Source organism: Streptomyces sp. NPDC016677 (genome assembly GCF_055562815.1).
Map to the genome: position 1 here is coordinate 220148 of NZ_JBVHEO010000010.1, position 26257 is coordinate 246404.

Genomic DNA, 26257 nt, shown 5'->3' on the forward strand with positions numbered 1-26257 from the left:
GCCGGCGGCCGGTCACGCCCTGCGGACGCGAGCGGCGGAGGGCCGGCGGGTGGCGGACGGGTGGCTGAAAACAGCCGGGGCGGCGCTCGCGCCGGAGGAACGGCCCGGGTCAGCCCTCGCGCCGGAAGCGGAACACCGCGGCGTCGAGATCGCCGCGCAACCCCGTGCGCAGGCCGTGGTGGAGCAGGACCGGGGCGCGGTGGGGTCGGCCGGTGTCCTGGCAGACGTACACGGCGCCGGCGTCCAGGCCGCGCAGCCGCACCGGGGCCGGTTCCTGGCCGAAGGACTGGGCCCGCAGCCAGGCGAGGACCACGACCTCGTCGCCCAGGCTGTACTGGACGGCGCTCAGGCCGTCACCGTCCGGCGGCAGCAGCCGGTGCAGGCGCCCGCGCTGGACGACCGGCCGGATCTCCTTGTAGAGCCCGATCCACTCGCTCGCCTCGTCGAGTTCGGCCTCGCTCCAGCGGGTGAGGTCGCCGCCGACGCCGAGCACCCCGGCCATCGCGCTGACGAACCGGAACTGCAGGGAACTGACCCGCCCGTTCATCTGCTCGTTGGGGCTGTCCGTCACCCAGGCCGCCATCACCCGCGCCGGATGCACCTGCCCGAAGCCGTGCTGGATGGCCAGCCGGTCCGCCGGGTCGGTGTTGTCGGAGGTCCACACCTGGTCGGTGCGGGAGAGGATGCCCAGGTCGATCCGGCCGCCGCCGCCCGAGCAGGACTCGAAGGCGACGCCCGGGTGGGCGGCCCGCAGTCGGTCCAGGATGCCGTACAGCGCCTCCACGTGCTCGGTCCACAGCCGTTCCGGGAACGCCTCGCCGGGCCAGCCGGGGTCGGTGAAGGAGCGGTTGAAGTCCCACTTGACGTAGTCGATCGGCGCCGACTCCAGCAACCGGTGCATCCGTTCCTCGACGAAGGCGGCCACGTCGGAGCGGGCGAGGTTGAGGACGAGCTGGTTGCGGAACTCGGTGGGCGCGCGGCCGGGGACGTGCTGGGTCCACTCGGGGTGCGCCCGGTACAGGTCGCTGTCGGGGTTGACCATCTCCGGCTCCACCCAGATGCCGAACCGCATGCCCAGGGCGTGCACTTCCTCGGCGAGCGGGGCGAGCCCGCGCGGGAACCGGTCCGGGTTCGGACTCCAGTCGCCGAGCCCGGCCCGGTCACTGGTGCGCCGCCCGAACCAGCCGTCGTCGACGACGAACAGCTCCGTGCCGATGGCGGCGGCCCGGCGGGCCAGCGCCAGCTGCTGCTCCTCGGACACCTCGAACCAGGTCGCCTCCCACGAGTTGTAGAGCACCGGCCGGTCCTCGGCGGCCGACGGGATCACCCGCGCCAGCTGCCAGGCGTGCCAGGCGGCACTGGCCCCGCCGAAGCCCTCGGCGGACCGCACGCCGGCCAGCACGGGTGTACTGCGCGACTCACCGGGCGCCAGGACCAGCAGCCCCGCGTCGTCGTGCCCCCAGCCGCCGGTCACCTGGACGGTGCCGTCGAGCAGCCGGCGGGTGGCCAGCCGCCAGCTGCCCGACCAGGCCAGGGCACAGCTGTAGACCTCGCCGTGCTCCTCGGTGGCACTGCCGTCGGCGTCCAGCGCCACCCAGGGCAGGTGCTGGTGCCCGGTGTGCCCGCGCCGGCTGCCGATCGTGTGGGCGCCGTGACCGACCGGGACCCGCACCAGCCGGCTCTCCGCACCCCAGCGGCCGTGCAGATGGGACAGCCGCCAGGAGGCGCGGACGGGCAGCGTCCAGGTCGCCGAGTCGGCCCGCGGCACCTCCAGGGGCGTGTCGGCCGAGGTGTTGGCGACGGTGACCCAGCGTTCGATGACGTCGTGTCCGCCCCGGAGGCGGTAGTGGAGGGTGAGCGACAGCGAGGTCACGGGGTCGCGGAAGGCGAGGCGCAGTTCGTCCCCCGCCGTCTCGGCGGAGACGAACGTCCAGGCGGTGCCGCGGGCGCCGGGGGACCGCACGATCAGGGCCGGTTCGGCGAACCGCCGGCCGCCCTCGACGGGATACTCCTCGTGGCCGTCGAGCGGCGACTCGAACGACCACTGCGGCAAGGGGAGTCCGGCGAGCGCGGCGACGTCGGCGAGACCGATCCGCGGCCCCCAGTGCAGGTGCAGCAAGTGGTCCTCGTCGTCCAGGCGCAGGGCGTAGGAACTCGTCGGGCCGGACAGCAGCCAGCTGCGGCCGTCCTCGCCGGTCTCGATCATCGGGCGTCCCTTCGGAGAGCGGTGGGGCCTGCGGTCCCGGATGCCGCCGGATCGCGCGTCATCTTAAGGCCGGCGATCTTGGGCAGGCGGAGTGCAGTGATCTTCGTCGTGATCTTCGGCCAGGACCTGTGGAAGGGAGCGCAATGACCGTGCCCACACGCCCCGTTCGCCGCGCGGACCGCGAGCGGCGCTTCGACCTGCGCGCCACCGCCCTGTTCTTCCTCCTCCTCGCGATCCTCCTCTGCCTCGCGGGCTTCGTGGTCCGTACCGCGGCCCGGACCGCCGGGCAACGCCCCGCGTGGGCCGTCGCCCTCGTCCTGACGGGCGTCGCGGTGGCGTGGCTGCGCCGCTCCGGGCGGCGCCGCCGGCCGGCCGCGCGCTACGCCCGGCGCGCCGCGCTGGCCCTGGAGGAGGCGGCCGAGCAGGCGGCGTCCGCCCCCGTACCGGAGGTCGCGGCTCCGGGAACCGAGTACGTCGAACTCGAACCCGACGGCTTCGAGCACGCCGTGGCCGGCCTCTGCGCCCGGGACGGCTGCCCCGAGACGGAAGTGGTCGGCGGCTCCCAGGACCTGGGCGCCGACGTCCTGGCACGCACCCCGGACGGACGGCGGATGGTCGTCCAGTGCAAGCGGTACGGCGACGGTCACAAGGTCGGCTCACAGGACATGCAGCGCTTCGGCGGCACGTGCTTCACCGTCCACGAGGCCGAGGTCGCGGTACTCGTCACGACCAGCGACTTCACCGCCCCCGCCCTCTCCTACGCGCAGCAGTGCGGCATAGTCTGCGTGAACGGCGAGGAGTTGGACGCCTGGAGCGACGGGACCGGACCCGCCCCCTGGACCCGCGCCGCCGACTGAGCGGAGACCGTCCTCCACCGTCTCGGAGTCCGCCCGCAGATGTCCCGTTTTCGCGGCGCAATCGCCCGATGGAGTGAACGGCCCGCCCAGGCGTGCCCCGTGAGCACGGCTCGTCCGGTTGAGTGAAGCGCGCGCCACGCACGAGTGACGACGGTCGCAACGAAGCTCCGCAGTCTCTGCGGCGGACGGAACGGTACGGTGACAGTGACCACGACAGAGCGGACGGCCGGCTTCGCGAGCCAGGAGCGCACGGACGCGATCGCCCGGTTCGCCTCCCCGGCCACGCGCCTGCTGCTCGCCGGCGACGGCCTCACCACCACCTCCCTGCAAGCCTGGGCGCGGGCCCCGCTGAGCGTGGGAACGCTGGAGTGGCAGGTGCGCGGCGACCGGGACACGCCCATCGCCCTGGCACCGGCCGTACTCGGCGGACCGGACCGCGTGGTGGTCCGCAGCAGCACGCTGGTGGACCCGGCCGGGACGGTGTGGTCGGCCAACGTGGTCGTCGGACGCCTCGACGTGGACCCGCGCACCACCGCCTGTCTGCAGGGCGCCGGCCCGCTGGGGCCCGAGCTGCACCGGGCGGGCGTGAGCGGGCACCGCTCCCTGCTCGACATCGGCCGGATGCCGTGGCCGCTCGTGCGGGGCACCGCGCCCGCGGCCTACCGGATCTGTCTGCTGCGGCACGGGGCCGAACCCCTGGGCGTGGTCCGGGAGATCTTCAATCCCGCGCTGGTCGACCCCCGCCTGCTGCCGGAGCGCGGACGGTGACCCTCCGGCTGTCGGCGCAGGTCGGCATCGTGGGCGCGGGCCCGGCGGGACTGGTGGCCGCCTGTGTGCTCGGCGCCGCGGGAGTGGACGTCTGCCTGCTGGAGAAGGACTCCCGGCGGGACGTCGAGGAGCGGGCGAGGGCCGGCCTGGTCGAGCACCGCGTCGCCGAGTACCTGGAGGGCCGAGGGCTGGCCGACGGCATGCTGGCGGACGGCGTGCGCCACGCCTGGTGCGACATGGTCTGCGAGGGCCGCCGGGTGCGGATCGACTACGGCGCGCTGTCCGGCGGCGCCGCCCACTGGGTCTATCCCCAGCAGTCGCTGGTGCGCGACCTCGTCGCGCGGGCACAGGCCGCGGGCTGCCCGCCCCGGTTCGGCCGCAGGGTGCGCGCGGTCACGGACGTCGACGACCGCCCGCGGCTGCTCGGCGACGGGCTGGAGGTCGTCTGCGACTACGTGCTGTGCTGCGACGGCCCGCACAGCCTCGCCGAGAGCCTGTCACCCGGTACGGCACGGTCCTTCCGCTACCCCTACGACTGGCTCACCGCCCTGGTGGCCGTCGACCGGCCCGTCGAGGGAGTGACGTACGCCGTCCACGCGGACGGGTTCGCCGGGCTGATGCCGCGCACCGGCCACCGCGCCCGCCTCTATCTCCAGGTGCCGTGCGAGGACCGGGCCGCACGCTGGACGCCGGACGGCATCCGGGCGGCGTTCCGCTCCCGGGCGGGCGCCGCGGCCGACGGCCTCCCGGCCGTGGGGGAGATCCTGGACGTCGGCATGCTCCGGATGCGCGGGATGGTCCGCGACCGGGCACGGCTGGGCCGGGTCCTCCTCGCCGGCGACGCCGCCCACGTACTGACCCCCAGCGGGGCCAAGGGGCTCAACCTGGCCGTCGCCGACGCGGCCGACGCCACCCGCGGCCTGCTCTCCTGGTTCCGCGACGGCACCGGCACCGACCTGGCGGGCTACGCGCGGCGACGGGCCACCGAGGCCTGGCAGGTGCAGGAGTTCGCCGACCGGCTGCTCACCCTGCTCCACCTGCCCGAGGGGGCCGGATCCGATCCGCGGTTCCTGCTCCGGCTGCGACGCGAGCGGATGCGCCACCTCGGCCGGCCGGGCCCGCAGGGGGCGGAGTTCGCCCACTGGTACGCCGGTTCGGGCCGCGGCCCCGACCCCCGCGGCCCGGTCGGCGTCCCCGCGCCCGCGGGGAACGGATGACGGGCCGGGCGGAGCTTTCCGGCCACGGCGGGGGGAACGGACCACTCGCGCCCCCGTTCGTGCCACACTGATCGCAGGCCCGCCGCGCATCCCCCGTCGCGGCGGGCCGTTTCCGTACCGCGGCCGGGCGTCATCGGCCCAGCCGTCCGGCAACAGCTCCGGGACCGTCGGCTTTGTGGGGGCCCCGTCCCGTCCTCGGATGTCGTCGGGACCCGCCCCGCACTACCCGGTCTGGCAGGATGCGCCTCCGGAAACCGACAGGAGGCCGTATGGTCCAGCGACACTCCGCGCCGGCCGGCTCGCACGCCGTCGACCTCACGCCCCCGTGCGCCCTGGGCGCGCTGTGGGCGGTGCGCCACGGGGAGAGCACCGCGAACGTGGCCTTCGCCGAGGCCGAACGCTCCGGCCGTCGTGCCCGGCCGGTACCCGGCCGCGACCGTGACGTGCCGCTGTCCGTCGCGGGCGCCGCCCAGGCCGGCGAGCTGGGCCGCTGGCTGGCCGGCCGGCAGCCCGGCACGGAACCGGAGTTGGTGGTGGTCTCCCCCTACGTCCGCGCGCGGCAGACCTGGCAGGGCATGGCCGAGGGCGCCGCGGGGACGTACGGCGCGGCACTGCCGGTGGTGGCCGACGAACGGCTGCGGGACAGGGAGACGGGCGTCCACGAACTCTGGCCCCCGGCGGTGCTGCGGGAGCGGGCCCCGCGGGAGGCCGAGCGCCGGGCGACGGCGGGGGAGTGGTGGTACCGGCCGCCCGGCGGTGAGGCCCTGACCGATGTCGTCCTGCGGGTGCGGCAGTTCGTCACCGACCTGAGCGCGACCGCCCCCGGCCGCAGGGTGCTCCTGGTGGCGCACGACGCCGTGATCGTCGCCCTGCGCCACGTACTGGCCGGGATCGGTGCCGAGGCACCCGAGCCGGTGCCGCCCGTTCCGAACGCCTCCGTCTCGTACTGGCGCGGTGACGGCGGTCGCCTGCGGCCCGTCCTGTGGGGCGACACGGCCCACCTGACGGGGCCGGACGGCTGAGGGACCTTCCCCGTACGAGGGCGTCCGGGACCGGGGATCAGCCGAGCTCCAGGACGCTCATGGCGTGCTCGGCCATGCGCCGCTCCCCGAGCGCGTTGGGGTGGACGGGGACGAGGTTCGTGGAGAGGAGCAGCGGTTCGATCCACCGCGTACCGAGGGCGGCGCAGGCGTCGTGCCCCTCGGAGACCCGCGCGAAGTCCACGAAGACGGCGCCGGTCTCCGCCGCGGCGCGCTGGACGGCCGCGTTGAGCCGCGCCTGGATGCCGCGCAGGTACGGCACGTCGCCCTCGGCGATGGGCAGCTTGGCGAAACAGGACGGGTCGGCGGCGGCGGGCACGATCCAGGGGTAGCCCAGCGCCGCCACGCGCGCGTCGGGCGCCTTGGCGCGGACGCCGCTCAGCGCCGCCTTCAGCGCGGGATAGGTGTTGGTCTCGATCTGGTCCACGAACGAGGTGCCGTACCGGTCCTTGCAGGGACTGCCCTTGCCGCCGCTGAGCACCCCCGCGGTGCCGCAGGAGGTCACCGCGTTGATGAACGTGTTGTTGTCGTTGCCGCCGATCGTCAGCGTCACGAGGTCGGTGCCGGTGTCCAGGGCGTCCAGTTGCGGGGGGACGCCCGGGTACTGGGACTGCGTGAAGTGGCTGGTCCGGGCCGCGCCGCAGGTCACGTCGGTGAGCCGGGCGCCCGTGGTGGAGGCGATGACCCGCGGGTAGTTGGCGGTGGAGCGCAGGCACAGCAGGTTGGTGACGTCCACGGGCAGGACGCCGGAGCCGGCGCTGTAGCTGTCGCCGAGGGCGACGTAGTCCAGGGGCTCGGCGGCGTGCGCGGTGGCACCCGTGACACTCAGGGCCAGGGCACCCGCCGTAGCCATTGTCGCGGCCATGACACGTCGCACGGGGCGTCTGGAGGTGCGCTTCGGCATGGGCTGTCCTCTTCTCGGGTGTGCGGGTTCTCGGGTGTGCGGGCGGATGGTCGCGGCGGCGCCGGCCCAGGCGTTACCTGCAAGTAACACTGCTAAGTAATGTGCGGCCGGTGAGACGGGGAGTCAACAGGCGTGACTCGACTTGCCGTCAGGGCCGTTTCCTCAACGCGCCGTTCACGCGTCCGCCGCCGTGGCTCCATAGCGTCATGTCCATGAATGAACTCCCCGACAGCTTCAGGGCCCTGAGCCGACGCGGTCTGCTCACCGGCGCGGTGGCCGCGGCCCTCACCGCGGCCACGGCCGGCGGTGCCGCCGGCGCCGCACCCGCCCGGCCCGCCGGCGGCCCGGCGACCGGTACCGGTACGCGCCACGGCACCGACGGCGGCGCCCCGCGCCCGTCGGTCCCCGACTACCGCACGACGGTTCCCGGCGAGTCGGTGGAGGTGGACCGGGTGGACCGCCCGGTGGCCCCCGGCATCGTCCTGACCAGTTTCGACACCTACGGGCGCACCGGCTGGACCCGGGTCCACGTCCTCAACGCCGATCTGCGCCACGCCACCGCCGACCTGGTCGCCGGGAAGGTGAGCGAGAAGCGCACGCCGTCGGCGCTGGCCGGGGAGCGGGGCGCGGTCGCCGCCGTCAACGGCGACTTCTTCGACATCACGGAGACCGACGCCGCCATCGGCCCCGAGATACAGGACGGCCGGCTGCGCAAGGGCAGCGCCACGGCCACCACCGTGGCGACGGTGGGCGCGGACCGGGTCGCGCGGCTGGCCGACCTGATGATCGAGGGCACGGTCACGGTGGCCGGCACCGCGCACCCGCTGGCCGCGCTCAACTCGCCCTCCCCGCCCATGGACGGCCTCACCGCCTACACCCCGCTGTGGGGCCCGGGCCCGCGCACCACCATCGGCGGCAGCGGCCCGTACACCGAACTCGTCGTCACCGACGGCAGGGTGACCCGGATCAACGGTGAACTCACCGACACCGCGGTGCCGGACGGCGGGCTGATCGTCGTCGGCCAGGGCACGGCCGCCCCCCGGCTCGCCGCCGCCCGCCCGGACGACCCGGTCACCGTCACCTTCGCGCCGCGCTCCGACTCGCCCGCCGCGCCGCACATGGCGCTGGGCAGCAACGCCGTCCTGGTCCGCGGCGGCGAGGCCGTCGACTTCCCGCCCGGCGAGGGCAACGACGCGGACAAGCCGCGCACGGTCATCGGCTGGCCGGCCGGCGGACACCGGCTGCTGCTGGTCGCCGTCGACGGCTCGGCCGGCTTCTCGGCGGGCCTCACCTACGACGCCACCGCCGAACTGCTGGTCCGCCTCGGCGCGAGCGAGGCGTTCATGCTGGACGGCGGCGGCTCCACCGGCATGGTCGCCCGGCGGCCCGGCGACACCGAGGTCAGCGTGGTCAACACGCCCTCCGACGGCGCCGAACGGCCCGTACCCAACGGGGTCGGCCTGTTCGGCGCGAAGGGCTCGGGAAAGCCGCGCGGCCTCGACGTCCGTGCCGCGGCCGACCGCGTGGTCCCCGGCCTCACCATGACCGTCACCGCCGCCGGCTACGACGAGACCTGGTCCCCGGCCGACGTCGACGCCCACCGGATCGGCTGGACCGCCCGGCCGGGCTCCCTGGGCCGCGCCGACGACGGCGTCTTCCGCGCCGGGCGGCCCGGCGCCGGCACACTGACGGCACGCGTCGGCGCCGCCCGCGGCGAGCATCCGGTGCGGGTCGTCGGCCCGCTGCACCGGCTCGCCTTCACCGACCGGGCCCTCACCATCGAACCCGGCGCCACCGCCCGGACCGGCCTGACCGGCTACGACGCCGACGGCTTCGACGCCCCGGTGGCCGCCCGTGACGTCACCCTCGACCACGACGAGGCCGTCATCGGCGTGACCGCTCAGGCCGACGGCCGCCTCACCGTCACCGGCGCCGCGACGGCCGACGGCAAGGCGACCGTCCTCACCGCGACCGTGAACGGAATCACGGCCCGGCTCACGGTGACGGTCGGTCTGGCCGACGTACCCCTGGCGGAGTTCGAACCGGACGAGACATGGACGGCGGTGGCCGCCCGCGGCACCGCGTCGGCCGAGACCGTGGCCGCCCCCGACCGCCCCGGCGCCGACGCCGGCAACCACGCCCTGCGCCTGACCTACGACTTCACCGGACAGGCCGGTACCTCCGCGGCCTACGCGGTGGCGGGCGCCCCGATCACCCTGCCCGCCGGCACCAGACGGCTCGCGCTGTGGGTCAAGGGCGACGGACGCGGCCACTGGCTGCGCGCCATGCTCCGCTCCCAGGGCACGACCAACGTGCCCTTCACCTTCACCACCACGGTCGACTGGACGGGCTGGCGCCAGGTCGTCGGGGAACTGCCCGACGGTTTCTCCGGGCCGGTCACCCTGCTGCGCCTCTACATCGCGGAGACCTCACAGACCGACAAGAACGCCGGCGCGCTGGAGTTCGACGCCCTCGCCGCACAGGTCGGACAGCAGCCGCAGCCCGCCGAGCCACCGCTGCCCGACCCTTACGTGGCCGGACAGTCCGGGCTGCCGCGCGGCCGGTGGACCTTCGCCGTCCTGTCCGACCTGCACATCAGCGCGGCGGCCGGCCCCGACTCCTTCGCCGGACGGCAGGCGGCCACCGCCCTGGCCCAGGCGGTCGCCGCCGATCCCGACTTCATCCTGGTCAACGGGGACTTCGTCGACGACAACGGCCCGGCCGACTTCGCCCTCGCCGACACCCTGCTGCGCGACCACGTACCGGCCTCGCTGCCCGTGTACTGGACCCCCGGCAACCACGAGGCCGGCCTGTCGGCCACCGGCGGCCTGGACGCCTTCAGGGCCGCCACCGGACGCCCCAACCGGCAGGTCTTCGACCACAAGGGCACCCGGTTCGTGCTGCTGGACTCGCACACCGGCGACATCCGGACCTCCGACTGGGACCAGGTCCCGGCGCTGCGGGACGCACTGGACAAGGCCGCTGAGGACACCCGGGTCACCGGTGTCGTCGTCGCCTTCCACCACCCCCTGACCGACCCCTCCGGCGCCGGTTCCTCCCAGCTCTCCGACCGGCTCTCCGCCGCTCTCCTCCAGCGCTGGCTGGCCGGCTTCCGGGAGACCTCGGGCAAACCCGTCGCCCTGTTCACCGGCCACGCCCACACCGCCTCCGTCACCCGTGCCGACGGCGTCCTGGAGGTGACCACCCCGGCCGTCGGCAAGACGCCGTACAGCTCTCCCGACCAGGGCGGCTTCTTCGGCTGGATGCACGTCGCCGTCGACCCGCGCCCGGCCCGGATCCGGAGCGGCCTGCCCAGCCCGGGCACCCGCGACTGGCTCCGGGCTGAGAGCCGCCCGCTGATCGACGCCGTCGAACTGTCGGCCCCCGCCGAACTGGCCGCCGGCGCCTCGGCCGCCGTCGCGGCCACCGGCGTCACCAGCGAGTACGGTCTCCGCTTCCCGCTGCGCCACCCCGCCAGTGTCGTCTGGTCCGGCTCCCCGGGGCTGGCCGTCGCCGTCTCGGCCGCCGACGCGAAGAGGGCCGCGGCGAACCGCCGGACCCTGGCCGTCCTCGACCTGACCACGCACACCCTCACGGCACTCCGCACGGGGCGGGTCACCCTGACGGCCACCGCCGGCGGCCGGTCCGGCTCGGCGACCGTCGGACTGACCGGCTGACGCCCGGGCCCCGGACATCCGTCGGGGCGCCGGGTTCCGCGCGCGGGCGTGCCGGCGCCCTCGAATCCGGCCACTCCGCGCCGGGGGCACCGGGCCCCCACAGGGCGCCGAGGTCCGGGCCGTGGGCGGTCCCGTCACCGGCGGGGACAGCCGCCCCGGCGCCCGGCGGGCCGCCTCGGCCCGTCGACGGCGATCACGGAACCCGCCGCCGGGAGACACACGGGTCGGCCCCCGAACCGGCGAGGCCGTCCTCGCGGTAGTCGCGCGGGGCCACGCCGGTCACCCTGCGGAAGGCCCGGCTGAAGTGGGAACGGTCGCGGAACCCCACCGCGCGGGCCACGCTCTGGACGCTGTCCTCGCTCGTCCGCAGCCGTTCGGCCGCCCTGCGCACCCGCAGCCGGGTGAGGTACTCCCACATCGTCAGGCCGTAGCGCCGGTGGAAGAGCTTGCCGAGGTGGTCCTCGCTGACCCCGGCCGCCTGCGCGAGCTGCCAGCGGGAGACGGGCCGCCGGTAGTGCTCGTAGAGGTAGACCAGGGCCTCGTCCAGGACGGCCCGCACCCGCGGCGGCAGCCGGCCGTCGCGGCCCGTCAGCTCCCGTACCAGTGCCGCCGCCTCGTGCGGCGCGAACACGTCCAGGTCCAGCAGGAGCAGCGCCGGGTGCGGACGGGCCCGCCGGGCGTCGGCCGCCGTGATCCCCTCGTGCCCGGCGACGACCGCGGGGCACAGCGCCCGGCCGCTCCCGTCGTGCAGCCGTTCCACGACGTCCAGGCCGTGCAGGTCGGCGAGAGAGGACTCCAGGACGACGAGCCGGGGTGTCTCCTCCGCGATCAGCGCCAGCACGGTCGCCGCGTCGGCCACCACCCGGGTCGGGTGGTCGGGCAGCGCGGCCTCCGCGATCCGCCGCAGCTCCTCCCGTGACTCCTGCGAGCGGCCCGCCACCACCACCGGTTCGGCCAGGCCGCTCGGCCGCAGCGCCCGCAGGGCGTCCCCCAGGTCGGTGCCGCGGGCGCCGAAGAGCACGAACGGCGTGTGCCGCAGGGCGGGGTGGTCGTGCAGCCGCTGCACGACCCGCCACTCCTGCGGCCGGTCGGGCAGCGCCTCCCACACCACCGCCCCGGGCCCGCGGTCCGCCGGTAACGGCACCGTGTCGTGGCCGCCGTCGGCGCGATGGACCATCACCCCGTGCCGCTCGGCCGAGTGCCGTACGTCCTCGGCCACCTCCCCGGGTGTGACGACGAGCAGCGGCCCGGTGCCGGAAGGGGGCCGGTGCGCGTGCCCGTCGGGGGACGGGAGGGGGAGTTCCAGGACGTACTCGGCGCGGTCCGGCCCCCCGGCGGGCCGCAGCGAGCCGCCGTGCATCATGGCCAGCCGGCGGGCCGTGGTCAGCGCCACGTCGAACCGGTGCGCCTCGCCGGCCGGGGCCGGTACCGAGGGCACGGCGACGACGACCCGCACCCCGGCGGGCGACCAGCCGGCCGACACCTCCACCGTGCCGCCCCGGGCCAGATCCGCGGCGGCGGTCAGGACGTTGCCGAGGACCTGCCGCAGCCGGGCGGCGTCGGCCGGGACCGACGGCAGCCGGTCCGGCAGCGCGACCGACCAGCGCGGCCGCGCCGGCAGCCGGCGCCCCGCGGCCGCCTCGGCACAGGCCCGTCGCAGCAACGGCAGCGGATCGAGCAGCCGACGGGTCAGTACGAGGTCGCCGGCCTCCGAGTGGGCGAGGTCGAGCAGGTTGGCGCTGAGGTGCAGCAGCCGGGCGGCGTCCCGGTGCACCTCCGTCAGGACCGCCTCCGGGTCGTCGCCGTCCCGCGCGAGCATGGCCTCCAGCGGCTCACGCAGTTCGGCGACGACATGGGTGAGCAGCCGGGTCTGGAACCGGTTGGCCTGCTCGGCCGCGTCCCGTGCCCTGCGCACCTCGTCGAACAGCCCGATGCCCTTCAGCGCCGCGCTGATCTGATCGCCCAGCTCCCGGTAGAGCGCCCCGTCCTGGTCGGCCGCCGTCTCCCCGGCGGTGGCGTCGAACACGGCCAGCCCCAGTTGCTGTTCACCGATGTGCAGGGGTTCGAGGACCAGCCGGGAACGCCGCCCGGCGCCGGGCATCAGACTGTCGGGGAGCAGCAGCGCGGCCGAGAAGGGCGGGCTGTCCAGCACCCCCGCGTGCCCGAGCCGCCGCGCCTGCGCCCGGGTGAGCAGCGGCCGGGCGATACCGCGCACCGGCGCCGTCGCCCCGGGCGCGGCCTGCTCGTACAGCACGATCCGGCAGGCCGGCACGCCGGGCTGGGCGAGGTGGCGCTCCAGGACGTCGCAGAGCCCGTCGAGGTCGACCACCGTGGTCAGCGCGGTACCGAACTCCCGCAGCCGCCGGGCCCGTACGGCCTGGGTCCAGCGTCCGTACTCCAGCAGCGCGCGCGACCGCTCCGCGACGATCAGCCGGGCCCGTCCGAACAGCGCCTCGGCCGGCCCGCGCAACTCGGCCGGGAGCGGGTCGACGGCACCGAGGCGGGCGCGCTCCAGCGCCTGGTGCCAGCGCTCGGCCTCGGCCTGGGTGCGGGCCCGGCCGCGCAGCAGCCGCTCCACCAGCGGCAGGAAGCCGCCCACGCCGTCGCCGCCGGAGCCCGCGCTCCGCGTCGTCTCCGCGGACTCCGCGGCGCCGGGCACGAGGTCGGCGTGGAAGGCCTCCGCGAGCCGGGTGCCGGCGGACGGTGCCAGCGCGTCCAGCGCGGCCCAGCCCCGCGGTTCCTCGGCCGCCCGGGGCACCGCCCGCGGTCGTACGGCGTACCGCGCCGTCGGGTAGGGGCATCCGCAGGAGCGGCGCGCGACGAGGGTGGCCGGGATGGTCGTACGGTCCGGCGGTCTGCCGCCCCGCAGCCTGGCCACCAGCGTGTCCACGGCCAGCGCGCCGAGTTCCGCGAACGGCAGGGCCACCGAGGTCAGCGGGGGATCGCCGAGCCGCGCCTCCGGCGAGTCGTTGAACCCGACGACGGCCACGTCCTCCGGCACCCGCACGCCCCGCCCGGTCAGCAGCCGCAGCGCGTCCGCGGCCAGCACGTCGCTGCACGCCAGCACCGCGTCGAAGTCCACCCCCGGCCGCAGCCCCCGCGCGTCGAGCAGCACCCGCATCGCCGAGGCGCCGCCCGCCGCGTCGAAGTCCACCGCCGCGCACACGTGCGTGGTCTCCAGCCCGATGCCGTGGTGGCGCAGGGCGTCGACGCAGGCGCGGTAGCGGTCCTCGGAGACCGGGTTGGCGACCGGGCCGCGGATGCACACCGGCCGTCGGCAGCCGTGCCGGGCGACGAGGTGCCCGACCAGTTTGCGCATGCCCGCGTGGCTGTCCACGGACAGGACGTCGGCCTGGTCGCCCAGCGGCTGGTTGAGACTGATCACCGGCAGGTGCGCCAGCCGCCGCAGCAGCCGCCGGGCCCGGTCCCCCGAGGAGGGCAGGCCGATGGTCGAGCTCCAGCAGACGACGCCGTCCAGCCGGGCGGGGCCCACGAGTTCGTACAAGGCGCTGCGGGGAGCGTCGCCGCCGCGCAGATCACCGCCGGGGAAGCAGACCAGGCCGACACCGTCGCGCTCGGCGGCGGCGCGGACACCGGACCACAGGGTGGCACCGACGCCGAGGTGGATGTTGGCGGTGAGCAGCCCGATGGTGAGCGGCCGGCGCGGGCCGCCGTCCGCCCTGCCGTGCGGGTCCGCGGCCATCGGCGCTCCCTCGGTCGGTTCCGGCCGGCATCTCCGGGGGGTGGAGAACCTAGACGAGGCGGTCGCACCCGGCAAGAGCCGTGACGGAACGGGCCCGCGGGGCCTGCGGGAAACCGAGCAGGACCGGTGGCGTGGGGGGGCCACCGGTCCTGCCTGTGCGCGGTGTGCGGTGTGCGGTGTGCGGTGGGCGGGGGCAGGTCAGATCTTGCCGACGCCCGCCCCGGCGGTCACGGTCGCCTTCACGGAGGACGCCGACTGCGCGGTGTAGCTGTACGGGATCGAGGCCACGCTGCCGCCGGTCTGCCCCGAGCCGGAGTTGACGAAGTGGTTGTTCCTCGCCACCAGCGAGCCCTCGTCGGAGTCGCCCTCACCGAGGTGGTACGGGTCCTCGGTGTTCTCGAAGTAGTTGGCCTCCACCAGGACGCCCGCGTTCTCGGTGGACGCGACGCCGTAGGAGCCGATGTCGCTGAAGTAGTTGTTCAGCACGTGCACCGGGTTGCCGAAGCGGACCCGCGGGTTGCGCTGGTTGGTGCCGTCGAACCAGTTGTTGACGTAGGTCACCTTCAACTTGCCGGTGTCCTCCGAGGAGTTGCTGTCGGAGTGGCCCAGCAGCATGTTCTTGTCCTGGTCGTGGGTGCGGTTCCAGGACACGGTGATGTTGGTCGAGGCCCGCTTGATGTCAACCGCGCCGTCACTGGCGCCGGAGATGTCGTTGTGGTCGATCCAGACGTTGGTGGAGTACTGGACGTTGATCGCGTCGTCGTTGGACCCCGTGAACGTCAGGTTCTGGATGATGACGTTGTTCACCTCGGAGACGTTCAGGCCGCTCCCGGTGATCCTGCCTGAGGTGCCGACACCGACGATGGTCTTGTTCGAGGCGACCTTCGTCATCGACGACAGCGCGATCGTGCCGTTGACCCGTACGGTCTGGGCGCTGCTGCTCTGTACGGCGCTGATGAAGGCGGAGGCGGTGGAGACGGTGACCGTGCCGCCGCCGGCGCCGCCGGTGGTGGCGGCGCCGAAACCGACGGGAGTGGTGGCGGCTGCGGCCAGCGGCTCGGCCGGGGCGGACCCGCTCGCCGTACCGACGCCTGTCGCGACCATGACAACGGCGGTCGCCGCGGCTCCGGCCAGGGTGAACCGTGCGCTCGTCCTGCGCATGTGGATCTCCGTCCGTGGGGGGATTCGGGGAGAGGGTGCTGAGGGGGAGTGCTGTACGACGTTCTGTGCGGACGTTCTGTGCGGACGCGCTGTGCGAATGTGCTGTGCGGATCTGCTGGGGTGCACCACCAGGGCCTCGAGGCCGGCTCTTGCCGAGGCTCACTGCGAGCGTAGGCAGACCGCTGTGGACTATGACGTGCCCTGTGTGGACTATTGCGTTCCGTCACGGCGGCCCTCCGGACACGCGCCTGTCCCCGGCACGCGCGGTGCCGGGGACAGGGTGGGCCGCCTTCCGGTGGGTCAGGAGGCGACGAAGCGGGCGATCCGGCCCAGGACGACCGTGTCGGCCAGGTAGCCGATGTGGGTCTGGCACAGCACGTCGTTGTTGGTCGCGCCGCTCAGCCGGGTGCTCGTGTACGGCAGGATGATCCCGTCGCACGTTGCTGTGGCCGCCCAGCACCTTCAGGTAGTACTGGCTGACCAGGCCGCCCATCGAGTGGTTGACGATCACGACCTTGCTCGCGCCGGTACGGGCCTTCACGGTGTTGACGAAGGACGCGAGGCCCTGGGCGTTGGTGACGTTGTCGCCGTAGGAGTTGTACTCGTAGGCGAACAGGGCGGAGCCGGACCAGCCGTTGAGCCGGAAGACGCTCATGGCGGTGACCCAGTTGGAGGCGTTGCCGGTGTAGCCGTGCACGAAGACCACCGGTATGCCGGTCGACAGCGGCTGGGCGGCGGTCCCGGCGGACCGCGCGGTGGCGGCGGGGGCGGTCGCGGTGCCGGTCGCACCGGCTGTCGAGGCCGAGGAGAACAGGGTGAGCGCGGCGGTGGCGGCCACGAGCACGCCGAGGAGCCGACGTGGGGGACGACGACGCATGGACCCTCCTGCGAGGACGCGGGGAAGCGGGTGCCTGACCCGCCCGGCGTCATGGCGTGAGGTGCCGGTGCCATCGGTGAGATCACCTGTGGACGCGACGGCGCCGGGCCCCGCCCCGCGCCCTTGCCGGGGGAGGGCCGTCACCGCACCGGCGGCTCATCCCCCGGAGGGCAGCCGCTACGCCCGTCCGGGCGAGGCGAGCCGGCCGAGCGCCTGCTCCAGGGTGAGCTGGGCGTCGTCCTTGCTGTCGTGCCACCGCCCCAGCGTGGTCGCCGCCGCCCGCAGCAACTCGGGCGGGAGCTTCGCCGCTTCGAGCGTGTCGGCGATCTCGTCCATCTCCGGCCCCCACCGCCAGGCCCGCGCCGCGGCCGAGGCCACGTACTCCGGCTCGGCCAGGTACGTGTCCGAGCGGCGCTTGGCGACCTCGCGCAGTTCCCCCTCGACGCCGTGCTCATGGGCCAGCGCGTAGGACAGGCCGACCAGGACCCGGCTGACCTTCTGGAAACCGGCGTAGGCGAGCTTCAGCGCCGAGGCCTGTCCGATACGGGGGCCCAGGACCTCGGCGTGTACGGCGGTGCCGTCGAACAGCCGGGCCACGGCGGTGGTCTGCGCTTCCGGTCCCGACAAGTACAGAGCGGGGTTGCCGCCGTTGACGGGCGGAGGGCCGATGACCCCGCCGTCCACGACGGTGGCCGGCGGCGCGAACAGCGCGGCGATCCGTGCCGTGCGCTCGGGGTTGACGGCGTTCGCCTCCACGTACACGCCGGTGTAGCCGTGCCCGGCGACCTCGCGGGCCAGCTCCTCGGCCGCGGCCGGCGGGCACAGGCTGATCACGATGTCGGCCCGGCCGGTCAGCTCCCGCAGGGCGGGCACGGGTTCGAGGCCGAACCGTTCGGCGCGGCGCGCGCTGGCCGGGCTCCGTCCGTCCGCGCACCACAGGACGGCGGCAGCGTTGGCCGCCGCGCAGGCGGCGACGGCGGCGCCCATGCTGCCGGGGTGGAGGATGCCTACGACGGGCTGCTGGGACACGTGCTACTCCAGGGAGTGGGCGAGCAGGTGGTCGACGGCCTCGGTGACGTCGTCGACGGCGTGGTGGCGCGCGGTCAGGCCCTCGGGCCAGGGCCGGCCGCGTACCCAGATGGCACGCAGACCGGCCGCCGTGCCGCCGGCGATGTCGGTCTCCGGGTTGTCCCCGGTCATCCAGTCACCCGCGGTCAGCTGGGTACCGCAGCGGGCCGCGGCCAGTTCGAACAGCCGCGGGTCGGGTTTGCGGACGTCTATGTCGCCGGAGGCGGCGATGCCGTCGATGAGTTCGGCGAGTCCGGTGGCGCGGACCTTGGCGCGCTGGACGTCACTGGCCCCGTTGGTGGCGACGCCGATGCTCCAGCCCGCCTCCCTGAGCCTGGCCAGGCTGTCCAGGACGGCGGGGCGGCAGGTGACGGCGGACGCCATCCGGTCGACGTAGACGCGCCAGAGATGGCCGGGGTCCTCGTCGAGCCCGAAGACGTCGCGGAGGCGGACGAAGTCCTCGCGGCCGGCCGTGTCGGCGAGTTCGGTCCGCAGCCACCGCTCGATCTCCGGACCGTAGGCGTGATCGTGGACGAGGTCGGTGACGGCGTCCGCGAAGGCGGCGCTGCGGTCGACCAGGGTGCCGTCCAGGTCGAAGAGGGCGAGGCGCATGGGGACGACCTTAACGCCGGGGCCCCGCCGCCCTCACCCGGTGCTCACCGCGCCCGGCCCGGGGCCGGCCCGAGGACGCCCGCCAAGTGCTCCGTTTCCCGGAACGGCGGGCCGTGCAGGGACAGTGGCGGTCTGTGAGCCTCCACCAACTTGAAGTCGCTGGTCAAGAGGCTGGTGTGCCAGCCTGTCTGGGTACTCACGCAGGTCCTGGGCGGCAGTATGCGGTGTAGATCATCTGCCTCTGCGGAGGGGTGAGATGTGGTTGGTCGGCCGTCAGCCGAATCGGATGGCGATATTCGGTGGCGGACGGAGTCGATGCGCACCACGATGCGATCATGGACTCAGGCGAGCGCAACAACGAAGCAGCGGTGACTCGGTGGACCCCTTCCACCATCTACCCCGACATGTGGGTCGATCCTGATGACGACCCGCGCGAGGCGGAAGTCGAGACGGTCGACGAGCGCGGCACGCTGCTGGAGAGCCTGCGCCGCTTCCGGCTCACCATCGAGATGAAGTGTGTGGGCCTGGACGCCGAACAGATGGCCCGGCGCTCCGTACCGCCGTCCACGATGTCCCTGCTCGGGCTGGTGCGGCACATGGCCGAGGACGAACGGCACTTCCGCCGGATGGCCGGCGAGCATTCGCCGAGGATCTATCGCACCGCTGAAGACGGTGACGGGGACTGGAACGGGGCGATCGCCGACCCCGCGGTCGTGGAGGACGCCTGGCGGCAGTGGCGGGCTGAGAGCGAGGTGACCGACCGCTTCATCGCCGGCTTCGCCGACCTCGGCACGCGAGCGGGGGAGGCGCCGCTTCGCGAGATCCTGGTCATGCAGATCACCGAGTACGCGCGGCACTGCGGCCACGCCGACCTCCTGCGCGAGCGGATCGACGGCCGAGTAGGCCAGTGATCACATCCCACCGTACGGATCCGGGAGGCAGGCTAAGTCAGCCAGTCTTGGCGGGTGTCCGGGCCGGACCCCTGTGTCGGCGAGATGGTAGGAACCGGGGCCGCTCTCCATGACCGTGCCGCGTGAAGGGGAGCTGACTGTCCGATTCTTACTCGCTGTGGCCGGTCGGCTTCTACGATCGGGTGCATGCTGGATCCCGAGCTGCTGGAACGGATCACCGTGCGACGCGCGGAACTGGACGAACTCGAAGAACAGCTGGCCAAGCAGTTGGCCGAGGTGCGGGCTGAGCGGGACGAATTGGCCGTCGCCGAACGTGTCCTTGAGCGGGTGAGTGCGCAGCTCGCCGACGAACGCGCCTCGGCTGCGCCGGCGCCCGGGCAGGTGGGCGGTCGGGCAGTGATGCTGATCCCACACCGCGAGTCGGGAGTGGAGGAGAACACGCTCCCGCCGGAATACCAGCGCATCCTGTCTGCCGTGCGGCAGGCCGCTGGGCCGGTCATGGCCCGGGAGGTCGGCGAGATGCTGGCGGTGGACGTCAGCGTAAAGAGCGAACTGGAACCTCTGCGAGGGAAGCTGGTCAGACTGACCGACCGCGGCTGGCTGCGCCAAACTGCCCGACGGCAGGTTCACCACCCGCATCTAAGCAGGGACGCAGCCGCCCGGGGAACGCGGGCGTAACCGGGTTGCCCCCGGCGGCCGTTGGAATTGTGTGACGAATACCAAAGAACGCGCCGAGGACACCTGCCCGCTGGTCTACCAGTGCCGTCTGCCGCTGTCCACGCGCACCGTCAACCACCTCGCCGATCTCCTCAAGCGCCACCTGAAGGCAATTCGGTCCCGATGGCGGATCCTGCCGCCTGGGAGGATCGCGGTGATCGTCCTGGCTGTACTGCGCCACGACCAGCGGTTGGCCGACATGGCCGGCGGAAATGACGTGTCCGAGTCCACCGTTCGCCGCTGGCGGGACGAGCTGATCGGACTGCTCGCCGCCCAGGCACCGCGCCTGGACCGCGCACTGAAGAAGGTCGCCAGGCAGGGTGGAGAATTGGTCCTGATCGACGGCACCCTCATCCGCACCAGGCGTCGCACCGGCAAGGCCGACCGACAGAACTACTCCGGCAAGCACCGCAGCCATGGCCTGCACTTCCTCGCCCTGACCGACGAGAGGGGCCGCCTGATCTGGATATCCGCTGCCCGGCCCGGCCGCACCCACGACAACACCGCCGCCCGCCACGACCACATCCTGGCCCACCTGCGCGCCGCCGGCCTCGGAACCCTGGCCGACCTCGGCTTCCGCGGCCTGGACAACGACATCCTCAACCCCGTGATCGTCACCGGATACACCGCCACCCGCACCCACAAGCTCACCCCGGGCCAGAAGAAGGCCAACAGGGTCCTCGCCATCGGACGCGCACCGGTCGAGCACGGCTTCGCCCACCTCAAGAACTGGCGGATCCTCACCAAACTCCGCACCGACACCGCACACGCCACCCGACTCCTGCGCGCTCTGCTCGTCCTGACGAACCTCGAAGTCAACCGCTGACGGATGATCTTCTCCGTGGACTCCCGCCCACGAGCAGCAAGAGTGCCCCGGAGACGAATCACACCAGCCCTTTGACCTGGGACTTCAGGTTGGCGGCAACTCTGTCAGCGCCACAGCCCGGCGGTGGCGAGGCCGACGGCGAACACGGCCAGGACACCCACGGGCTGGAACGACGCCTGGTTGAACACCGCCAGCGCGACCGGTGGCTCCGCGCGGCGCAGCAGGAGGAGGCCCGGGCGGACCACGGTGACGGCCGTGACCAGCACCGTGCCGACCAGACCCGGCGGGCCGAAGGACCGCAGCGCCACGCAGGCCAGGAGGCAGCTCGCCGCGCCGGCCACGAGGAGGAAGCCGAAGGCGACCGCCGCACCGGTTCGCGGGCCGAGGGCCACGGGCAGGGTGCGGACGCCGAGGTGGCGGTCCTCGTCGATGTCGGCGAGATCGTTGGGGATGTTGCGGCCGCCGATCTCCCACGCCGCCATCCACACCAGGAACAGGCCCAGCCGCAGCGGGTCGACGGAGGCGGACACCGCGAACCAGCCGGCCGCGGCGCCGACCGCCACCATCACCCCGCTGACCATGAACTTGAGCGGCGTCACCGTGGCCAGCCGGCAGTACAGGACCTGAAGGAGGGCGGCCCCGGCGAACAGCGCCAGACACCGCGGGCCGAGCAGCGCGGCGACGACGGCGGCGATCAGGCCCAGCCCGCCGATCCAGGCGAGCGCCGCCCGGCGGGACAGCCGGCCCCGGGCCAGCGGATGCCGTCCGCCGACACTGTCCAGGTCGGCTCCCTCGTAGGGCCGCACATGGGCGAAGCGCCGCCGGTCGACGTCGATGTCGAGTACGTCATTGGCGGCGAAGACGGCGAAGAAGGCGGCGAACGCGGCGAGGGTGGCCGCCGCCAGACGCGGCGGTGAGGGGCGGTCGTCGGCGAGGAGAGCCGCGATCAGGGGCTGGGCGACACTCAGAGATGCCTGGGTGCCGCGCGAGAGCGCGAAGAGCGCCTTGGCCGGGGCGGCCACGAAGGTCATGGCAGAAGTCCTGGTGTGTGGGGCGGGGGAGTGCCCGCGGGGTGGACCGGCACAGAGGAAGGGGACTGGCACAGGGAAAGGGGACCGCGCGCCCCCGCTCACGCCGGGGCCACGCCGGGTGCCGCCCACCGGTCCCGGCGGTCCCGGGTGGCCACGGCCACCAGATACCCCGGCGGGACGAAACGCGTGCGCACCACGACGGTCGGCGTACACGCGCCGGCCAGGGCGTGCAGCGCCTTCGCGCCGTAGAGCCTGCGCAGGCTGATCAGGCCGTCGTGGAGATGCGGCAGGCCACCGGTCAGCCAGAGCAGCGGCGCGACGGCGAGATAGGCGGGATGGCGCCAGCCGTCGATGATCAGCAGCCGTCGCGCGACGCGGGTGCCCTCCTCCAGCAGGGCCACGACGCCCGGCGCCGGCAGATGGTGCAGCGCCATGGTCAGCACCGCCACGTCGAAGGCGCCGTCGGGGGCCTCGATCGACGTGGCGTCCAGCACCGCGGGCGTCACCCGGGGGTGCGAGCCCACCGGGCCGCGCCGGATCCGCTCGACCACGTCGGGGTCGACGTCGCTCACGGTCACCCGGGCCGTGGGGTGCCGGTCCGTGAGGTACCGGGCGAGCCGGCCCAGTCCCGCTCCGAGTTCGAGCAGGCGCGGGTCGGGAATGCCGCGGGCCTCCGCGAGGGTCAGGCGGCAGAAGGTCCGGTAGCCGCCCGTCAGCCGCTGGAAGCGGTCCAGCGCGCGCAGCACCCGCCGCCCCTTCTCCGGGGTGTCGGGCCGGTCGATGTACTCCGCACGGCTCGTTTCGAACCTGCGGTCCCAGCGTGCCGCGTCAGGGCCACCACGGGGCATGTCGGCGATCATCGGACTCCGAGTCGGTCGCGGGCCGGGCCGGGGCCGTCGGGCACGGCACACGGCGTTCGCCGACAACAACGAGCAGCCGCCGCATCCGGCACCGGGCAGTGTCGCCCGCGGCACCGCCGGGCCCCGGCAACCGCACCACCCGGAGGTCAGGGTGCCAGGAACACCCGGTCCAGGTGGTGGCGCAGGACCGCGGCAGCCGACTCCGGGCCGCGCTGGCCGACCAGGACACCGGTGCCGAGCCCCGCGGACATGGCGAGCAGTCCGGCCGCCTCCATCCCCGGGTCCACGTCCGGCCGGAGCAGACCGTCCTCCCGCGCCCGCCGCAGCAGCCCGGCGAGCGCCTCCTGAGCCGCGTCGGGTTCCTTGATGAAGGGCTGGGCGGCAAGAGCCCGGTCCTTCACGGCCAGCACGGCGTAGGAGGTGTAGACGAAGTGGAACGTACGGCTCTCCTCGTCCGTGGGCAGGGCCGCCATCAGCAGCGCCTCGACGGCGGCGCGCGGCCCGGGGCTCTCCCCGGCGTCCCTGAACCGGGCGGCGACCCGCTCCCGGAACCGCTCCGTCAGCTGCTCCAGGCCGAACAGCAGCAGCTTCTCCTTGGTCTCGAAGTAGTACTGCACCAGCCGCAGCGACACACCCGCCTCCGCCGCCACGTCGCGCATTCCGACCGCGTGCAGCCCCTGCCGCCCGGCGACCCGGACGAGGGCCCGGGCGATCTGGGCGCGCCGCTCCGCGTGATCCACCTGCTTGGGCATCGGCCGTCTCTCCCGCTCGTCGTCCGCGCCGCCATGTCGTTGCCGGTCCCGGTGATGATACAGCCGTACCACGATGATGGTACGGTCGTATCACAACGCACACGAACCTGGAGGTGCCCGTGTCACAGACCGCTTCCCGTCCGCAGGCGACCGTCGGCCGCTATACGGACGATGCCCGGCGTGAGCGCTACTTCGCGGCCTGCGACGCGGTCTACGCCCTGGGCGCGCCCGCGCGGGGCGAGCAGACGGTGGAGACCTTCGCCGGTACCACCCACGTCTACCGGTACGGCCCCGACGACCCCGCCGCCCGGTCCCGCACCCCCGTCGTCCTGGTGCACGGGGCCGGCTCCTGCTCCGCCATGTGGTACCCCAACACACCGGCGCTCAGCGCCGAACGTCCCGTCTACGCCATAGACACCCCGGGCGATCCCGGGCGCAGCGTGCAGCGCGAACCCATCCACCGGCCCGAGGACGCCGCGCGGTGGCTGGAGGAGACCCTCGCGGGGCTGGGGCTCGACCGGGTCCACCTCGTCGGCACTTCGTACGGCGGCTGGCTCGTCCTCAACCAGGCGCACCGCGCCCCCGGCCGCCTCGCGTCGGTCACGCTCCTCGACCCCGGCGGCCTGGAGAAGGTGGGACTGCGTTTCTTCTTCTGGATCTTCGTGAGTCTCTTCGCGACCTTCGCGCCCCGGGCGCTGCGGCCACGGCTCGCGGCCTGGCTGGACCAGCCGGTCCTCGTCGTGCCGGAACTGCGCACGATGATCAGAGCGGCCACCCGCGCCTACCGCATCCGCCGTCCGGCCCCCGCGCCCCTGACCGACGACGAACTGGCCACCATCCGCGTCCCGCTCTACCTGGTGCTCGGCGAGCGCAGCCTGCTCGTGCACCCGCGGCGGCAGGCGGAGCGGGTGCCCAGGCTGGTGCCGGGCGCCCGCGCCGAGATCGTCGCCGGCACGGGTCACGGCCCGCAGATCGACCACGCGGACGCGGTCAACCGCCGGATGCTGGACTTCATGGACTCCGTCGACTGACGAAAACGATGTGGGGGGGCCGGTCCGACGCCGTCGGACCGGCCCCCCCACGCGGTAACAGGTCAGTCGGTGCCGGACTCCATCGCCGCGCGGTCCAGCAGCTCGTCCTCCCCGGAGACCTGGCCGCGGGAGGCGATCGCCTCGGCGCCGCCCTCCGGCATGGTGCCGATCAGACCGGTCGCGGCCGCCTGCGCCGCGCCGATGGCGGGACCGCCGGTGCCGATCAGGCCGATGCCCGCGTACTGCTCCAGCTTGGAACGGGAGTCGGCGATGTCGAGGTTGCGCATGGTGAGCTGGCCGATCCGGTCCACCGGTCCGAACGCCGAGTCCTCGGTGCGCTCCATGGACAGCTTGTCGGGGTGGTAGCTGAACGCCGGGCCCGTGGTGTCCAGGATCGAGTAGTCCTCACCGCGCCGCAGCCGCAGGGTGACCTCGCCGGTGACGGCCGCGCCGACCCAGCGCTGCAGCGACTCGCGCACCATCAGCGCCTGCGGGTCCAGCCAGCGGCCCTCGTACATCAGCCGGCCCAGCCGCCGGCCCTCGTTGTGGTAGTGGGCGAGAGTGTCCTCGTTATGGATCGCGTTGACCAGCCGCTCGTACGCCGCGTGCAGCAGCGCCATGCCGGGGGCCTCGTAGATGCCCCGGCTCTTGGCCTCGATGATCCGGTTCTCGATCTGGTCCGACATGCCCAGGCCGTGCCGGCCGCCGATGGCGTTGGCCTCCATCACCAGGTCGACGGCGGAGGCGAACTCCTTGCCGTTGATCGTCACGGGGCGGCCCTGCTCGAAGCCGATCGTCACGTCCTCGGTGGCGATCTCGACCGACGGGTCCCAGAACCGCACCCCCATGATCGGCTCGACGGTCTCCACGCCCGTGTCCAGGTGCTCCAGCGTCTTGGCCTCGTGGGTGGCGCCCCAGATGTTGGCGTCGGTGGAGTACGCCTTCTCCGTGCTGTCGCGGTAGGGCAGGTCGTGGGCGACCAGCCACTCCGACATCTCCTTGCGGCCGCCCAGCTCGGACACGAAGTCGGCGTCCAGCCACGGCTTGTAGATCCGCAGGTTCGGGTTGGCCAGCAGGCCGTACCGGTAGAACCGCTCGATGTCGTTGCCCTTGAACGTCGAGCCGTCGCCCCAGATCTGGACGTCGTCCTCAAGCATCGCCCGGACCAGCAGGGTGCCCGTGACGGCACGGCCGAGCGGCGTGGTGTTGAAGTACGCCCGCCCGCCCGAGCGGATGTGGAACGCCCCGCACGCGAGCGCGGCCAGGCCCTCCTCGACGAGCGCGGCGCGGCAGTCGACCAGACGCGCGACCTCGGCGCCGTAGGTCTTGGCGCGGCCCGGCACCGAGGCGATGTCGGGCTCGTCGTACTGGCCGATGTCGGCGGTGTAGGTGCAGGGGACGGCACCCTTGTCGCGCATCCACGCGACCGCGACCGAGGTGTCGAGACCGCCGGAGAAGGCGATGCCGACGCGCTCGCCGGCCGGGAGGGAAGTGAGGACCTTGGACATGTATTGATTATGCAGGGCTACGTATGAACATGCAAAGTCGCCCGGTCGGCGCGCACGCTAATCTGCGTACTCATGATGCGCGCCTGGATCCTGCCGTCGCTGCTGATGCTGAGCGGCTCGGCCGTCGCGACGGGGCTGGTCCTGAACGGGGACGCCGGTGAAGCCGCCGTACTCCTCCCGTTGTTCCTCCTGCTCGCCGGCGTCAACTCGCCGCTGGCCTTCCCGAGGCACATCGGCGCGCTGGAGGCGCGGCGCCGCAGCGAGACCGACGGCCGGCCGGTCGTCTACTGGCGGTCGGGCTGCAGGTACTGTCTGCGGCTGCGCCTCCGGCTGGGCCGTGACGCCCGTCGGCTGCACTGGGTCGACATCTGGCGCGACCCGGAGGCGGCGGCAGCGGTACGGGCGGCCAACGACGGCGACGAGACCGTGCCGACGGTCGTCGTCGCGGGCCGGCCGCACGTCAACCCCGACCCCGAATGGGTGCGCGCCCAGCTCGCCTCTTCCGCACCGGCCTGACCCCTCAGGACACGT

Annotated in this window: 21 protein-coding genes; 10 read left to right on the forward strand and 11 right to left on the reverse strand. The window is 73.8% G+C overall.

All coding sequences use genetic code 11. The features are described from left to right. Positions 1–109: 109 nt before the first annotated feature. Entirely contained in the window at positions 110–2206 is a 2097-nt protein-coding gene (locus tag ACZ3IG_RS25375; RefSeq protein WP_467434873.1) for an alpha-galactosidase, read from the reverse strand. A gap of 143 nt (positions 2207–2349) precedes the next feature. On the opposite strand from ACZ3IG_RS25375, the gene ACZ3IG_RS25380 reads away from it, so the two are divergent. The 4 genes from ACZ3IG_RS25380 (at position 2350) to ACZ3IG_RS25395 (ending at position 6070) form a co-directional block, all read left to right on the forward strand. Continuing rightward, positions 2350–3063, forward strand: a complete 714-nt coding sequence (locus ACZ3IG_RS25380; RefSeq protein WP_467434875.1) for a restriction endonuclease — start codon at positions 2350–2352, stop codon at positions 3061–3063. A 204-nt stretch (positions 3064–3267) separates the two neighbouring features. After that, a complete protein-coding gene (locus ACZ3IG_RS25385) occupies positions 3268–3831 on the forward strand; it encodes a hypothetical protein (protein ID WP_467434876.1) in 564 nt (187 codons plus the stop codon). Beyond that, positions 3828–5048 (forward strand): FAD-dependent monooxygenase, encoded by a 1221-nt coding sequence (locus tag ACZ3IG_RS25390; RefSeq protein WP_467434877.1) that lies wholly within the window; start codon positions 3828–3830, stop codon positions 5046–5048. Before ACZ3IG_RS25385 ends, ACZ3IG_RS25390 begins: the two co-directional genes overlap by 4 nt. 269 nt (positions 5049–5317) lie before the next feature. Next, positions 5318–6070, forward strand: a complete 753-nt coding sequence (locus ACZ3IG_RS25395; RefSeq protein ID WP_467434878.1) for a histidine phosphatase family protein — start codon at positions 5318–5320, stop codon at positions 6068–6070. 37 nt (positions 6071–6107) lie between these two features. On the opposite strand, the gene ACZ3IG_RS25400 is transcribed toward ACZ3IG_RS25395, so the two are convergent. After that, entirely contained in the window at positions 6108–6992 is an 885-nt protein-coding gene (locus ACZ3IG_RS25400; protein WP_467434879.1) for an SGNH/GDSL hydrolase family protein, read from the reverse strand. 212 nt (positions 6993–7204) lie between these two features. Here ACZ3IG_RS25400 and ACZ3IG_RS25405 point away from each other — a divergent pair, with 212 nt between their 5' ends. After that, complete coding sequence (locus tag ACZ3IG_RS25405; RefSeq protein ID WP_467434880.1) at positions 7205–10669, forward strand: phosphodiester glycosidase family protein; 3465 nt, start codon at positions 7205–7207, stop codon at positions 10667–10669. Between the two features lie 193 nt (positions 10670–10862). Here ACZ3IG_RS25405 and ACZ3IG_RS25410 read toward each other — a convergent pair whose 3' ends face one another. The 5 genes from ACZ3IG_RS25410 to ACZ3IG_RS25430 all read right to left on the reverse strand — a co-directional run bounded on the left by ACZ3IG_RS25410 (position 10863) and on the right by ACZ3IG_RS25430 (position 18090). Then, a complete protein-coding gene (locus ACZ3IG_RS25410; protein WP_467434881.1) occupies positions 10863–14372 on the reverse strand; it encodes a substrate-binding domain-containing protein in 3510 nt (1169 codons plus the stop codon). 198 nt (positions 14373–14570) lie between these two features. After that, positions 14571–15533 carry a pectate lyase family protein gene (locus ACZ3IG_RS25415; protein ID WP_467434882.1) on the reverse strand — a complete coding sequence of 321 codons (963 nt, stop codon included), beginning with the start codon at positions 15531–15533 and terminating at the stop codon, positions 14571–14573. Between the two features lie 223 nt (positions 15534–15756). Beyond that, positions 15757–16410 carry an esterase/lipase family protein gene (locus ACZ3IG_RS25420; RefSeq protein WP_467434883.1) on the reverse strand — a complete coding sequence of 218 codons (654 nt, stop codon included), beginning with the start codon at positions 16408–16410 and terminating at the stop codon, positions 15757–15759. 177 nt (positions 16411–16587) lie between these two features. Next, the gene (locus ACZ3IG_RS25425) at positions 16588–17439 is read right to left on the reverse strand and encodes an NAD(P)-dependent oxidoreductase (RefSeq protein ID WP_467434885.1); all 852 of its coding nucleotides are present in this window, start codon (positions 17437–17439) and stop codon (positions 16588–16590) included. Positions 17440–17442: 3 nt separating this feature from the next. Next, entirely contained in the window at positions 17443–18090 is a 648-nt protein-coding gene (locus ACZ3IG_RS25430; RefSeq protein ID WP_467434886.1) for an HAD family hydrolase, read from the reverse strand. A 335-nt stretch (positions 18091–18425) separates the two neighbouring features. Here ACZ3IG_RS25430 and ACZ3IG_RS25435 point away from each other — a divergent pair, with 335 nt between their 5' ends. The 3 genes from ACZ3IG_RS25435 (at position 18426) to ACZ3IG_RS25445 (ending at position 20544) form a co-directional block, all read left to right on the forward strand. Continuing rightward, positions 18426–19001, forward strand: a complete 576-nt coding sequence (locus tag ACZ3IG_RS25435) for a DinB family protein (RefSeq protein WP_467434887.1) — start codon at positions 18426–18428, stop codon at positions 18999–19001. Between the two features lie 186 nt (positions 19002–19187). Beyond that, positions 19188–19679 (forward strand): hypothetical protein, encoded by a 492-nt coding sequence (locus tag ACZ3IG_RS25440; RefSeq protein WP_467434889.1) that lies wholly within the window; start codon positions 19188–19190, stop codon positions 19677–19679. A 31-nt stretch (positions 19680–19710) separates the two neighbouring features. Continuing rightward, positions 19711–20544 (forward strand): transposase family protein, encoded by an 834-nt coding sequence (locus ACZ3IG_RS25445; protein ID WP_467434890.1) that lies wholly within the window; start codon positions 19711–19713, stop codon positions 20542–20544. 104 nt (positions 20545–20648) lie between these two features. On the opposite strand, the gene ACZ3IG_RS25450 is transcribed toward ACZ3IG_RS25445, so the two are convergent. The 3 genes from ACZ3IG_RS25450 to ACZ3IG_RS25460 all read right to left on the reverse strand — a co-directional run bounded on the left by ACZ3IG_RS25450 (position 20649) and on the right by ACZ3IG_RS25460 (position 23187). Beyond that, positions 20649–21575: a UbiA prenyltransferase family protein gene (locus ACZ3IG_RS25450; RefSeq protein ID WP_467434891.1), complete on the reverse strand. Its 927-nt coding sequence runs from the start codon at positions 21573–21575 to the stop codon at positions 20649–20651. A gap of 98 nt (positions 21576–21673) precedes the next feature. Continuing rightward, positions 21674–22423, reverse strand: coding sequence for a class I SAM-dependent methyltransferase (locus ACZ3IG_RS25455; protein ID WP_467434892.1), 750 nt, complete (start codon positions 22421–22423; stop codon positions 21674–21676). A gap of 158 nt (positions 22424–22581) precedes the next feature. Then, the gene (locus ACZ3IG_RS25460) at positions 22582–23187 is read right to left on the reverse strand and encodes a TetR/AcrR family transcriptional regulator (RefSeq protein ID WP_467434893.1); all 606 of its coding nucleotides are present in this window, start codon (positions 23185–23187) and stop codon (positions 22582–22584) included. A 119-nt stretch (positions 23188–23306) separates the two neighbouring features. On the opposite strand from ACZ3IG_RS25460, the gene ACZ3IG_RS25465 reads away from it, so the two are divergent. Next, complete coding sequence (locus ACZ3IG_RS25465) at positions 23307–24218, forward strand: alpha/beta fold hydrolase (protein WP_467434895.1); 912 nt, start codon at positions 23307–23309, stop codon at positions 24216–24218. Positions 24219–24280: 62 nt separating this feature from the next. On the opposite strand, the gene argG is transcribed toward ACZ3IG_RS25465, so the two are convergent. Further along, positions 24281–25726: an argininosuccinate synthase gene (argG, locus tag ACZ3IG_RS25470; protein WP_467434896.1), complete on the reverse strand. Its 1446-nt coding sequence runs from the start codon at positions 25724–25726 to the stop codon at positions 24281–24283. Positions 25727–25798: 72 nt separating this feature from the next. On the opposite strand from argG, the gene ACZ3IG_RS25475 reads away from it, so the two are divergent. Then, a complete protein-coding gene (locus tag ACZ3IG_RS25475; RefSeq protein WP_467434898.1) occupies positions 25799–26242 on the forward strand; it encodes a glutaredoxin domain-containing protein in 444 nt (147 codons plus the stop codon). Positions 26243–26257 lie beyond the last annotated feature (15 nt).